Raw genomic sequence first — 12847 nt, 5'->3', positions numbered from 1 at the left:
AGTTTTTAAATAGATGTCAAAAAAAAGCCTCCAATGAAGGAGGCTTTAAATTATTCTTGTGGGGTATTTCTTAATTCTACCGGTTTTGATTTTTTCTTAGATTTTAAGTTTAGCACTTCTACCAATACAGAGAATGCCATTGCAAAATAAATATATCCTTTAGGGATGTGTTGGTCTAAGCCCTCTGCTACTAAAGAAAAACCTATCAGTAACAAGAAAGATAAGGCTAGCATTTTTACTGTTGGATGCTGGTTTACAAAGTTAGAAATAGCAGCAGCAGAGAACATCATAACTACAACAGCTATAGTCACAGCAGCTATCATGACCATAATTTCATCCGCCATACCAACCGCAGTAATTACCGAGTCTAAGGAGAATACAATATCTAGAATTAAAATTTGGATGATAACCCCGGTAAAAGAGTACACTTTTTTTACTGAATGGTCTCCTTCATCGCCTTCTAACTTTTCATGAATTTCGTGGGTACTTTTATAAATTAAAAACAAGCCTCCTAGAAGTAAAATTAAATCTCTACCAGAGATTGCAAATTTAGATAATAAACTACTATCGTTAACTCCAAACCATTCAGCCATGTTAAATAGTGTAGCTGTTAGAGACATCACCCAACTTAAAGAAAGAAGCAATAATATTCTGGTAATCATGGCTAAGGCCAAACCTACAGACCTGGCTTTCTTTTGTTGGTCTACCGGTAATTTACCAGCAAGAATAGATATAAATACAATATTATCTATACCTAATACGATTTCTAAAACTGTTAAAGTTAAAAGTGAAATCCAGATTTCTGGATTAGTAATCCATTCCATATATGAGTTTATTTATGTACGTTAATTTTTTACAAGTTTAAATATAAAATTATACCAAAATTAATAGCGGTTATAAAAACTTCTTATTTTGGTAGTTAATTGACTGTAAATAGGTTTTGTAAACTCAATAAATAAATCTTGAGGTGGCGGAGGCATAATTTCTCTTCTTCTGCAAATTCTTCTTTCTTCATCAGAAAGTGCTCTTTCATCCCCATTAAAAGTACCCCAAACATCTCTCCAGATAAAAGTTCCAGGCATTTTCTCTTGCGATATAATTCTACCATTATTGAAGTCTCTTATTCTAAAATCTAATAAGCCAGATGAGCTAATAGTTTTTTCAAATGTAGTAACTCGGGCTTTTACTGTTCCATATACAGGTCTTTTCTGTGTAGTTTCGCCAAGTTTTACGCTGTCTCTTTTTACATCTTGAATGCGTTCCTTCACATAAGTTTGTCCAACAACAAAATCATCAAAGCTTAAACTTAACAAATGGTCTGCTTTTAATTTCATTTTTTTGGCTTCTTCAGGACTATAGAATTTAATAAAGCTGCGTTCTTCATAAGCAGCCATAAACTCGGTTATTTTACCTTGAAAGAACTCATTACTTAATTGGTAAAGCCTAGAGTTCACTTGTACAGGTTCAACAATAACTTTTAATACGGCCGCTAAATAAGCCTCATCTAAAAGCTTTCTAACGTCTTTGTATTCAGGAAATAATTGGTTTGCCCTGTCAAAATGATCATAAGCAGTTCTGGCAGATTCTCTTGTTCCTTGCGCTAACAATTTTTTTCCAGCATTGTAACGCTCTTCGGCGGCATTAAACTTGGCATCATCTAATTCTCTAATAAATTTTCTAGTATTAGGAATTTGCTCTAAACAAGCCGGACAATTTTCTACAGCATTAGCTAAATTATTTAAAGCAGAATAATCACTTACTACACTTTCCCATTTAAAAGGAGTTGTACTTAGTTTAGCTTCATCAATTCTTTTTAAGTGTCTTTGGACAGCGTAAGAAAAGGCCGCATCTAGGGTTTGGCGGGCTTTTCTATTGCTAGGGCTGCTTTTTAAACGGTCAACAGCAGTATAAACAGCTCGGTCATAATCACCCTGTTCTAATAGTTTTTTTCCACTGCTACAAGCGCCTATAATGGTAATGAGCAGAATAAGAACAATATTTAGAGCGTATTTCTTAATCATTTAATGTTGAATTAAAAGGTAATTTTTTACATTTAATTTTTAGACGAAAATACATGAAAATAAGTTACAAGAGTTTTAATCTTTCACTAAAATTTCCTTTTACCATAGCTAAATTTTCTAGAACCAGTACACCTATCATGCTGGTAAAGGTTTCTTATGAAGGATGTATTGGTATTGGTGAAGCCTCTATGGTACCTTATATGGGCGAAAATGAAGAAACTGCCAGTTCTTTTTTATCTAAATTAGATTTATCAAATTTTACTTATCCTTTTGATTTTGCAGCTATTCATCAATATATGGATGAAATATCGCCTGCAATGCCAGCCGTAAAAGCCGCTGTTGATATTGCTTTGTATGATTTGGCTGGTAAAATAGCTCAAAAACCTTGTTACAGTTTCTTTGGCTCGGTACCTCAAAATATGCCAGAAACAACTTATACCATTGGTATTGATGAGCCTCAAATGATTATCAAAAAAGTTGAAGATGCTTTACAATATGATTTCAAACTATTAAAAGTAAAATTAGGTAGAGAGAACGATAAGCAAATCATCCAAACCATAAGAAATATTACAGATTTACCTTTATATGTGGATGCTAATCAAGGTTGGACAGATAAAAATGAAGGTTTAGATATGGCTTTTTGGCTGCAAGAACAAGGCATCGTTTTAATAGAACAACCTATGCCTAAAGAAAATATAGATGGTAACGCTTGGATAACTGCTGGTAGCCCTATCGCAATTATTGGCGATGAAGCTGTACAAAGATTGGCTGATGTTTCAAAAGCTAAAGGTGTTTATCATGGTATTAACATCAAATTAATGAAATCGGCCGGTTTGTATGAAGCTTATGAAATGATAAAAGTTGCCAGAGCCAATGATTTAAAAATTTTAATTGGCTGCATGAGCGAGACTAGTGTAGCCACCCTAGCAGGCGCTGCTTTAGCGCCTTTGTGTGATTGGGCCGATTTAGACGGACCATTTATGACCACCAACAACCCTTTTAAAACCCCAGATTTTGTTGCAGGTAAGTATATTTTAAATGATGAACCAGGTTTAGGGCTTAAAAATCCTGATAAATGATTAAAAAAGCTAGTTTGTACAAGCTTATCTCTTAACTTTGGTTTCAGAGAAAAGCATTAACATTTGCTTAAATTTTCAAAGGCTATGGATAAAAAAGTTAGGGTAAGATTTGCCCCAAGCCCAACTGGAGGCTTACATATAGGTGGTGTGCGTACCATTTTGTTTAATTACCTTTTTGCAAAGCAACAACAAGGCGAGTTTATTTTAAGAATTGAAGATACAGACCAAACCCGTTTTGTTGAAGGTGCAGAAGCGTATATTATCAATTGTTTAAAATGGTGTGGCTTAAATCCAGATGAAGGTCCGCATGTTGGCGGTGCTTATGGCCCTTACAAACAAAGCGAACGTAAAGAAATTTATAGAGCTTATGCAGAACAACTGGTTAAAGATGGCTATGCATACTATGCTTTTGATACGCCAGAAGACCTAGAAAGTAAAAGACAAGTTATAGAAAACTTTAAATACGACCATAACCATCGTATGCAAATGAGAAACTCTTTAACCATACCGCATGAAGCAGCAGAAAGCTTAATCAAAGAAGGAGCACCACATGTGATCAGAATAAAAATGCCAAAAGACGAGCAGGTTTATTTTAAAGATTTAATACGTGGCGATGTAAGTTTTAACAGTAACGATGTTGACGATAAAGTTTTGCTTAAAGCCGATGGTATGCCAACCTATCATTTAGCTGTTGTAGTTGATGATTATTTGATGAAGATTTCTCACGCTTTTAGAGGCGAAGAGTGGCTACCATCAGCCCCGGTACATATTTTATTATGGAAATATTTAGGTTGGGAGGCTGCTATGCCAGAATGGGCACATTTACCTTTAATATTAAAGCCCGATGGCCATGGTAAATTAAGTAAACGTGATGGACAGAGATTAGGCTTTCCGGTATATGCCATTAACTGGATAGACCCAAAAACTCAAGAAAAAGCAGATGGTTTTAAAGATGTAGGTTTTTTGCCCGAAGCTATGATAAATCTTTTAGCTATGCTGGGTTGGAACGATGGAACCGACCAAGAATTATTTTCTTTAGATGAACTGATTTCTAAATTCTCTCTAGATCGTATCCACAAAGGCGGTGCAAAATTTGATTATGAGAAAGCTAAGTGGTACAATGCCGAGTGGATAAAAAGAAGTACAGCAAGTCATTTGCTACCTTATGTAAAGCCAATTTTAATCGAAAAAGGTATCACAGCAGAGGACATTTACTTAGAAAAAGTAATTGATGCCGTAAAAGAACGCTGCACTTTATTACCTGATTTTTATCAGCAAAGTGCTTTCTTTTTCACAGCGCCAACGGCTTATGATGAAGATGCTGTTAAACCAAAATGGAACGAAGAAAAAGCTGCATTTTTCTCTAGCTTGATAGAAAAATTTGAGGAGACAGAATTTCAAGATAGCGCTACTTTAGAAACTTTGTTTAAAACTTTAGCTGCTGATAAAAACTTAAAAGTTGGCGAAGTTATGCTACCTTTTAGAGTAATGTTAGTAGGCGGAAAATTTGGTCCACAAGTATTTGATATTGCTTTAATGTTAGGTAAAGCAGAAACAATTAACAGAATTAAAAATGCTTTAGCTTTTTTTAAATAAACTAAACTATCTTTTTGATAAGTAGCCAGTTAGCATCCAAAGCTAACTGGCTTTTTTTATGAAAAATATTGTAATTATTTTGAAAATTTAAAAACCCAAAGCTCAATTTTCACGTTTCTTTATGCAAAATATAAACCTCATATTATGGACCGTAAAGAATTTTTATCTGCTATCGGGTTAACCGCCGCTTCAGCAGTTGTTTTTAGTTGTGTTGGTTGTTCTAAATCTGAAAATGAAGGACCTTCAAATGCAAATAATCCTCCAACAGATGTAGATTTTAATATTGATTTAACAGCAGCTTCTAATGCCGCTTTAAATAATAACGGAGGCTTTATTTACATCAATCGTATTATTGTTGCTAAAAGTACGAGCGGAGCATTTTTAGCCGTAGCTCAAGCTTGTACGCATGAAGGCACATCTGTAACATATAATGGAAATGAGGGAGTCTTTTTTTGTCCAAACCATGGATCTAAATTTTTAGAAACAGGTGTCGCAACATTAGGTCCTGCTACAGTAGCTTTAAAGAGGTATAATACTTCTTTAAACGGCACAACTCTAAGAGTTTTTTCTTAAATTCTGATAAAAATACTTACTGTGATAAAAGTCACTTTTAAATGGCTTTTTATTGTTTAATTTCGGTTTAAAATATTTGAAATGAAATTAGTAATCACACTATTTATATCCTTCTTTTTCTTCGGAAACATTTGGGAGAACGATTTTAATGTTGCCCAAAAAAAAGCAGCCGAATCTCAAAAATATATTCTTTTAAACTTTTCAGGGTCTGATTGGTGTGGGCCTTGCATACGTATGCATAAAGAAATTTTTGAGGCCGAGGATTTTCAAAAATATGCATCAGCAAATTTGATTCTTGTACGAGCAGATTTTCCTCGTTTAAAGAAAAATCAATTACCAGCAGAGCAACTTAAGAAAAACAACGATTTAGCTTTAAAATACAATCCTGATGGTGTTTTTCCACTCACGTTATTGCTAGATGAGCAAGGAAAAGTTGTAAAGAAATGGGACGGTTTACCTCAATTAAATGCACAGGAATTTACCGCTCAGCTAGATAAAACTCAGCATGCTAAAAACTGAAGATGAAATATTAATTCCTAAAGTTTACAAAAAGGGAATGCGATTAATGGGTAACCATTTTGAAATAAGTGTGGTTCATCATCAAGAACAAGAAGCCTATGAGTATATAGAAAAAGCTGTTGCCGAGATAAGTAGGATAGAAGATTTATTAAGCACTTTTAAACCTCATAGCCAAACCAATTTAATTAATGATTTTGCTGGTATAAAGCCTGTTAAAGTAGATAAAGAAGTTTTTGATTTAATTAAAAGGGCAATCAAAATATCAGAAATTACACAAGGTGCTTTTGATATCACCTATGGCTCAATAGATAAAAGCCTCTGGAATTTTGATGTGAACATGACGGCTTTACCAGATGTAGAAACAGCAAAACAAGCCGTTGCTTTAATTAACTACAAGAATGTGATTTTAGATGAAACACAGCAAACGGTTTTTCTAAAAGAAGTTGGAATGCGAATAGGTTTTGGAGGAATAGGTAAAGGTTACGCTGCTGATAAAGCAAAAGCAGTTTTACTACAACTAGGTATAAAAAGCGGTATTGTTAACGCTTCTGGCGATTTGGTTACTTGGGGTACTCAAATTGATGGTAAACCTTGGACAGCCGCCATTGCCAATCCAGACCAAAAACTACAAGCTTTTTCTTATCTAAATATCAGTAATATGGCTATTGCTACCTCTGGTAATTACGAAAAATTTGCTGTTATAAAAGGTAAAAAATACTCGCACACTATAAATCCTAAAACTGGTTTACCTGTTAGCGGGATAAAAAGCGTAAGTATTATTTGCCCACAAGCAGAACTTGCCGATGCTCTTGCTACACCTGTAATGGTTATGGGTGTTGATGTTGGATTAAATTTAATTAACCAATTAAATGGCGTTGCTTGCATTATTATAGATGACGATAATAGGTTACATACCTCAAAAAATATTAATATCAGTTAAATGAAAAAAGTAGGCTTAATTTTTATTCTGGCAGTTTTTTATGCTTCAGGAATGAGCTCTTGTACGGCAGTAAAGGCCTATGAGAAAATTAAATTGAATGATTCTGAGATGGAGCTATCAGCCCGTAAGGCAGAAAAATTCGAGCAAAATGCTCAACTCTACCGAGAGGGCTCTTCCGGAGCAAACGGCGGTAAAAGTGGTGGTGGTTGTGGATGTAATTAAGCTAGAAACATGAAATTTATATCTTTAACCATTGTATTTTTATACCTCAGTATAGTAGCTAGTTTTGCACAGATAAAATCTCAGGAGGTTTCTTTTGAAAAAAGAAAGCTGAAATTTGAGGAGGCCAATCTCGTAAATAGTTATTATAGCCAAGATGGTAACAATTCTGCCGTTACTGGCGGTATTGGTACAGAGAAATTAACCGATATTTCCAATAGTTTTGATCTAAAATTATCCCGATACGGTAAAACAGGCTTAAAACATACTTACACTTTTGAAGTAGGGTTTGATACCTATACATCGGCTTCTTCTGATAAAATAGACCCTGCAACAGTAACCTCGGCTTCTTATTCTGATGTAAGAATTTATCCTTCTTTAAGCTGGAATATCGCTAACGAGCAAAAGGGAAATAGCATTGGTTTTTCGGCTTCTTTTTCTGGCGAGTATGATTATACTTCTATTGGAGGTGGTTTAACTTATACCAAATCATCTAAAGATAAAAACCGCGATTTTTCTTTAAAATTACAAGCCTTTTTTGATACTTGGGCAGTAATCATGCCTATAGAACTGCGGTCTAACTATCAGTTTGAAGGCTATACGCAGGGTGATAATGCCCCACGAAATTCTTTTAGTGCAGCATTATCTTTAGCGCAGGTTATCAGTAAAGATTTACAATTTTTAATCATGGTAGAGCCAGCTTATCAAAGCGGTTTGCTATCTACCCGTTACCAAAGGGTTTATTTTAATGATATCAATACTTTTAATCCAGATGGTTCAAGAGGTACTTTAAAATCAGAATTTTTACCTGATAATAGGATAAAACTACCCATAGGCGCCAGGTTAAATTATTTCTGGGGAGATCATTTAGTATTGAGGTCTTTTGCCCGTTATTATACAGATGACTGGGGTATTAACTCTAGCACTGCCGAGTTAGAAACTGTGGTTAAAATAACACCCTTTGCTTCTATAAGTCCGTTTTATAGGTATTATCAGCAAAGTGCTTCCCAATATTTTGCGGGTATCAATCAGCATCAATTGGCAAATACTTTTTACACCAGTGATTATGATTTATCCAAATTTAATAGCAATTATTTTGGGGCAGGCATTAGGTTTGCACCGCCAGCAGGCGTTTTAAAAATGCGAAGAATTACCATGATAGAATTGCGTTATGGACATTATAGCAGAAGCAATGGCTTAAACTCTAATATCTTAAGCATGAACTTAAGGTTTAAGTAAGTCTGCCACTATAAAATCTATATAATTATCCCGATGGATGAGGCTAAACTCAGCATCGGGATAATTTTTTTGGAAAAACACAGGTACTTTTACTTTTTTTGAGCTATTATATTTAAACTCAAAAGCTTCAATCTTCTGACCTACTTTTTCTATTAAATCTATTTCTTGTTGGTCATAAGTTCTCCAAAAGAAAAACTCGGCATCTGTTTTTTGATAACGGTTTATTTTGATACGTTCGTAAATACAATAATTTTCCCAAAGTAAGCCAGCATCTTGCCTTAACGCTAAAGGTCTAAAATCATTAATAATAGCATTTCTAATTCCATTATCAAAAAAGTACCATTTAGAAGATTTTGTAACCTCTTTTCTAAGGTTAGAGCTATAGCCACCTAGTTTAAACAGTATTTGCACTTTGGCCAAAAGATCTAAATACCGCTCAACAGTGTTTTTACTCATTCCTAATTGCTTACCTAGCTCATCCAAAGAAACTTCTGCCCCAACCTGGTAAGCTATAAGTCTCATCAAATCGAAAATTTTATTGCTGTTTTGGATGTTTTCAAACCTTAGAATATCCTTTAAAAGGTAAGAGTTCACCAGATTTTTTAAATATTCTTCCTTTTCTTTAAGATTTTCTAGAGAAAAAATTTCAGGATAAGAGCCGTATATTAACCTTTCTTCCAGATTTTGTCTTGTTTGCAATATGTTCTCGTGTTTTGCAAGTTCTGCTTGTGCTATAGGGTACAAATAATAAGTATAGCTTCTTCCTGTTAAAGGTTCGCCAGTTTGGTTTGATAAATCAAAAGCAGATGAACCTGTAGCTATAATGGTTAAATCCTCAAATTCATCAATCATCAACTTTAATATCTTGCCTATTTCTGGAATTACTTGTGCTTCATCTATAATTAATAAACGATTCTCTCCCAATAATCTCTTATAATTGGCTATGCTTCTATTTTCTAATAAGGTAGCTGTATCCGTATCTTCTGCGTTAAGATGCAGAAAAGGGATATTTAAAGAACTTTCAATAGATTTTAATAAATGCGTTTTACCCACCCTACGGGTGCCAAATAAAAGTAAAACCTTATTTTGCTGAATACGTTTTGTGAGTTGTAAAGCAGCTAATCTTTGAATTTTCATACTCAAAGATATAAATAAATATTAATTCAGTCAATCAACTGACTCAATTTACGCTAATTTAGTCAATCAACTGACTCAATTTACGTTAATTCAGTCAATCTATATCACCACCGGATCCCTCATCTGCTCTAATGCCCAAATAGCTTCATCAATATTTTTGATGTCTTCAACGGCAATACGCAAAGTGTTTTTAACTTCTTTAAGATTAACTTTTCGTGGATGATGCTGTGCATATTGCAGGATACGCCCAAACATATCGGTTTCAAAATATTTAGATTGCTTATCGGTAATAAAATAACCTCTTAGCGTTCCTTTTTTCCAGCTAATTTTTTCTAAACCTATTTCTTTACCAATCCATTGTAACTCAACGGTTCTGAGTAAGTCTTTTACCTGTCTTGGAAGCGGTCCAAAACGGTCGTGAAGTTCTTTTTCAAAAGCGTCTAAAGCTGTTTTATTTTCTATTTTAGAAAGCTCGGTATATAAATTATAACGCTCCTGGATATTGGTTACATACTCATCAGGGATTAGTAGCTCCATATCGGTTTCTATTTGGGTAAAGCTTACAAAAGGACGAGGCTTTTCATCCTGAAATAAACCTTTAAACTCGTCTTCTTTAAGTTCTTGTATAGCTTCATCCAAGATTTTATGATACATATCAAAGCCAATCTCAGCAATGAAACCGCTTTGCTCTGCACCTAAAAGGTTTCCGCTTCCGCGGATGTCTAGATCTCGCATGGCTACGTTAAATCCGCTACCTAAATCAGAAAATTCTTCTATAGCGCTTAAACGTTTTCTAGCTTCTGGCGTAAGAGTAGACAAAGGCGGACTTAACAAATAGCAAAAAGCTTTTTTATTAGAGCGTCCTACACGTCCACGCATCTGGTGCAAATCACTTAAGCCAAACATGTGGGCATGATTAATCAACATGGTATTGGCATTTGGTACATCAAGACCAGCCTCAATAATGGTGGTGGCAACTAAAACATCATACTTTCCTTCAATAAAATCAAGCATAATATCTTCAAGCTTATCGCCTTCTAGCTGCCCATGCGCAATTGCAATTCTAGCTTTTGGAACAAGCTTTTGTATTAAACCACCTAGCTGACGTAAATCGGCAACGCGGTTATGGATAAAGAAAACTTGTCCATCTCTATCCAACTCAAACTCTACAGCTTCTTTAATCAGTTTCTCGTTAAAAACATGTAATTCTGTTAAAACAGGCTGGCGGTTTGGTGGCGGTGTTTGGATGATAGATAAATCTCGAGCACCCATTAAAGAAAAATGGAGCGTTCTAGGAATTGGCGTTGCAGTTAACGTAAGCGTATCAACATTAGCCCTAAATTGTTTTAATTTTTCTTTTACAGTAACACCAAATTTTTGCTCCTCATCAATAATTAAAAGGCCTAAATCTTTAAACTTAACATCTTTACTCACCAATTTATGTGTACCAATAATGATATCTACTTTTCCGGCTTTTAAAGCTTCTAAAGTGTCTTTTACTTGTTTGGTAGATTTAAATCGGTTGATATAATCTATCCTGACTGGGAAATCTTTTAAACGTTCATTAAAGGTTTTATAATGTTGCATGGCTAAAATGGTGGTAGGCACCAAAATAGCAACCTGCTTACCATCTGTAGCGGCTTTAAAAGCTGCTCTTATAGCAACTTCTGTTTTACCAAAACCAACATCACCACACACCAAGCGGTCCATCGGGTGTGGCGATTCCATGTCTTTTTTTACATCGGCTGTAGCCTTTTCTTGGTCTGGGGTATCTTCATAAATAAAAGAAGCCTCCAGTTCGTTTTGTAAGTAAGTATCGGGCGAGAAAGCCATACCTTCTTGTGCTTTACGTAGGGCATAAAGTTTTATCAGGTCGCGGGCAATGTCTTTAACTTTTTTTTTTGTGGTTTTCTTGAGTTTATCCCAAGCATCGGTTCCTAATTTGTTCATTTTAGGAATATGCCCATCTTTACCAGAATACTTAGAAATACGGTTTAGCGAGTTGATATTTACATACAGCAAATCATTATCGGCATAAATAAGCCTAATCATTTCTTGTATTTTACCATTTACCTCAACCTTTTCTAGGCCGCCGTATTTACCAACACCATGGTCTATATGTGTGATAAAATCGCCAGGTTTTAAATCCCTAAGTTCTTTAAGCGTAATCGCTTGAGATTTGGTATAACCTCTTTTGAGCTTGTATTTATAATAGCGATCAAATATCTGATGATCTGTATAACAAGCTAATTTTTGTTCGTAATCTATAAAACCCTCTCTAATAGAGATGTTGATAGGCGTAAAGGTAATTTGTTTGACTAAGTCCTCTATAATCGCAAATAAACGTTCTTGTTGCTTTGGAGAATCTGTAAGGATAAAATTCTCAATCTTTTGCTTTTCGTTTTCTTTTAAGTTATGGATAAGCAGATTAAAATCTTTATTAAAAGATGGCTGTGGCTTGGTATCAAACAAAATAGTTTGCGTTGCCGGATAAAAAAACTGCTTGCCAAATTCTACGATAGGGAAATCGCTTAGTTGGTCTGCTAGTAGTTTTTCATCAGTAAAAGAAAACTTAGGGTCTAGCCAATCTGGGTTGGTTTGTTTATCATTTGCTGATAAAGCTTTCCAAAGTTCTGTAGCTTTTTTATATCCGGTTTTGATGGTATCTAAAGTGAAAACTACATCTTTAAACCAAATAGCGGCATCATCATCAATAAACTCTAATAATGAGATATTACTTTCTGTAAGAAATTTAGCTTGTACGTTTGGAACAATCGTAACAGATTTTACATGTTCTACAGAAAGCTGACTTTCGATTTCAAATGTTCTGATAGATTCTATATGGTCGCCAAAAAATTCTATGCGGTAAGGTAACTCGTTAGAGAAAGAAAATATATCTACAATGCCACCACGGATAGAAAACTGTCCTGGTTCATATACAAAATCAGTACGTTCAAAATCATATTCTATTAAAAACTCGTTGATAAAATCAATGCTAAGCTTGTTGTTTAAAACAATTTCAAGTGTGTTTTTCTCAAGTGCATTTCTATCAATAACTTTTTCTGCTAAAGCTTCTGGGTAGGTAACAATTAAATGTCCATACTCCTGTGTATGATTAAGCTCGTTTAATACTTCGGCTCTTAAAAGTACGTTGGCAGAATCTGTTTGGGTAAAATCAAAAGATTTACGGTAAGAAGATGGAAAAAGCAGGATGTCTTTATCCATGAGGTTTTCTAAATCAGCTTGGAAATAGTTGGCTTCTTCTCTATCCGGAAGCACAAAAACCATATTTCTGTGCGTAAGAAAATAATTGGCAGCTACTACAAAAGCATCCTGTGCGCCAATTAAACCTTTTAAATGTATACGCGATTTTTTTTGCTGCAAAGCATGGGTTAATTGCTCAACCCGGCTATCTTGCTTATATCTTTCTAGAATTTCTCTGATGTTCACTTTACAATCTCTTGCCACAAATATACCAAAGCAGACTTATAATCTAGAAATGGCATTAAATTAGCTTCTTCAAT

11 protein-coding genes are annotated in these 12847 nt (G+C 34.7%); 7 read left to right on the top strand and 4 right to left on the bottom strand.

The features are described 5' to 3' along the window. Nucleotides 1–50: 50 nt before the first annotated feature. Nucleotides 51–824 carry a TerC family protein gene (locus B2745_RS04885; RefSeq protein WP_304064156.1) on the bottom strand — a complete coding sequence of 258 codons (774 nt, stop codon included), beginning with the start codon at nucleotides 822–824 and terminating at the stop codon, nucleotides 51–53. Between the two features lie 60 nt (nucleotides 825–884). Next, on the bottom strand, nucleotides 885–2021 hold the full coding sequence (locus B2745_RS04880) for a hypothetical protein (RefSeq protein ID WP_304064155.1): 1137 nt from the start codon (nucleotides 2019–2021) through the stop codon (nucleotides 885–887). Nucleotides 2022–2074: 53 nt separating this feature from the next. Between B2745_RS04880 and B2745_RS04875 the strand changes: the two genes are divergently transcribed. The 7 genes from B2745_RS04875 (at nucleotide 2075) to B2745_RS04845 (ending at nucleotide 8186) form a co-directional block, all read left to right on the top strand. Next, nucleotides 2075–3100, top strand: coding sequence for a dipeptide epimerase (locus tag B2745_RS04875; protein ID WP_304064154.1), 1026 nt, complete (start codon nucleotides 2075–2077; stop codon nucleotides 3098–3100). Between the two features lie 84 nt (nucleotides 3101–3184). Further along, nucleotides 3185–4696, top strand: coding sequence for a glutamate--tRNA ligase (gene gltX, locus B2745_RS04870; RefSeq protein ID WP_304064153.1), 1512 nt, complete (start codon nucleotides 3185–3187; stop codon nucleotides 4694–4696). 144 nt (nucleotides 4697–4840) lie between these two features. Continuing rightward, on the top strand, nucleotides 4841–5269 hold the full coding sequence (locus B2745_RS04865) for a ubiquinol-cytochrome c reductase iron-sulfur subunit (protein ID WP_304064152.1): 429 nt from the start codon (nucleotides 4841–4843) through the stop codon (nucleotides 5267–5269). 81 nt (nucleotides 5270–5350) lie between these two features. Next, nucleotides 5351–5788: a thioredoxin family protein gene (locus B2745_RS04860; protein ID WP_304064151.1), complete on the top strand. Its 438-nt coding sequence runs from the start codon at nucleotides 5351–5353 to the stop codon at nucleotides 5786–5788. After that, nucleotides 5775–6728, top strand: coding sequence for an FAD:protein FMN transferase (locus tag B2745_RS04855; RefSeq protein WP_304064150.1), 954 nt, complete (start codon nucleotides 5775–5777; stop codon nucleotides 6726–6728). Before B2745_RS04860 ends, B2745_RS04855 begins: the two co-directional genes overlap by 14 nt. Beyond that, entirely contained in the window at nucleotides 6729–6950 is a 222-nt protein-coding gene (locus tag B2745_RS04850; RefSeq protein WP_304064149.1) for a DUF4266 domain-containing protein, read from the top strand. 9 nt (nucleotides 6951–6959) lie between these two features. Beyond that, nucleotides 6960–8186 carry a DUF3570 domain-containing protein gene (locus B2745_RS04845; protein ID WP_304064148.1) on the top strand — a complete coding sequence of 409 codons (1227 nt, stop codon included), beginning with the start codon at nucleotides 6960–6962 and terminating at the stop codon, nucleotides 8184–8186. Here B2745_RS04845 and B2745_RS04840 read toward each other — a convergent pair. Next, nucleotides 8172–9323, bottom strand: coding sequence for an ATP-binding protein (locus tag B2745_RS04840; protein ID WP_304064147.1), 1152 nt, complete (start codon nucleotides 9321–9323; stop codon nucleotides 8172–8174). The genes B2745_RS04845 and B2745_RS04840 overlap by 15 nt on opposite strands. A 99-nt stretch (nucleotides 9324–9422) precedes the next feature. Further along, nucleotides 9423–12773, bottom strand: a complete 3351-nt coding sequence (gene mfd / locus B2745_RS04835) for a transcription-repair coupling factor (protein ID WP_304064201.1) — start codon at nucleotides 12771–12773, stop codon at nucleotides 9423–9425. Nucleotides 12774–12847: the final 74 nt, after the last annotated feature.

This window comes from Pedobacter glucosidilyticus, assembly GCF_002483235.1.
Taxonomy (GTDB): Bacteria; Bacteroidota; Bacteroidia; order Sphingobacteriales; family Sphingobacteriaceae; genus Pseudopedobacter; species Pseudopedobacter glucosidilyticum_B.
The sequence above is the reverse complement of the archived record's forward strand: the minus strand, read 5'-3'. Positions and strand labels throughout refer to the sequence as shown.

What these genes read in the sequence shown, in the direction of transcription:
- B2745_RS04865 (WP_304064152.1), top strand. Translation starts at nt 4,841, where the DNA reads ATGGACCGTAAAGAATTTTTATCTGCTATCGGGTTAACCGCCGCTTCA.
- gltX (WP_304064153.1), top strand. Translation starts at nt 3,185, where the DNA reads ATGGATAAAAAAGTTAGGGTAAGATTTGCCCCAAGCCCAACTGGAGGC.
- B2745_RS04850 (WP_304064149.1), top strand. Translation starts at nt 6,729, where the DNA reads ATGAAAAAAGTAGGCTTAATTTTTATTCTGGCAGTTTTTTATGCTTCA.
- B2745_RS04845 (WP_304064148.1), top strand. Translation starts at nt 6,960, where the DNA reads ATGAAATTTATATCTTTAACCATTGTATTTTTATACCTCAGTATAGTA.
- B2745_RS04840 (WP_304064147.1), bottom strand. Translation starts at nt 9,323, where the DNA reads ATGAAAATTCAAAGATTAGCTGCTTTACAACTCACAAAACGTATTCAG.
- B2745_RS04855 (WP_304064150.1), top strand. Translation starts at nt 5,775, where the DNA reads ATGCTAAAAACTGAAGATGAAATATTAATTCCTAAAGTTTACAAAAAG.
- B2745_RS04860 (WP_304064151.1), top strand. Translation starts at nt 5,351, where the DNA reads ATGAAATTAGTAATCACACTATTTATATCCTTCTTTTTCTTCGGAAAC.
- B2745_RS04880 (WP_304064155.1), bottom strand. Translation starts at nt 2,021, where the DNA reads ATGATTAAGAAATACGCTCTAAATATTGTTCTTATTCTGCTCATTACC.
- B2745_RS04875 (WP_304064154.1), top strand. Translation starts at nt 2,075, where the DNA reads ATGAAAATAAGTTACAAGAGTTTTAATCTTTCACTAAAATTTCCTTTT.
- B2745_RS04885 (WP_304064156.1), bottom strand. Translation starts at nt 824, where the DNA reads ATGGAATGGATTACTAATCCAGAAATCTGGATTTCACTTTTAACTTTA.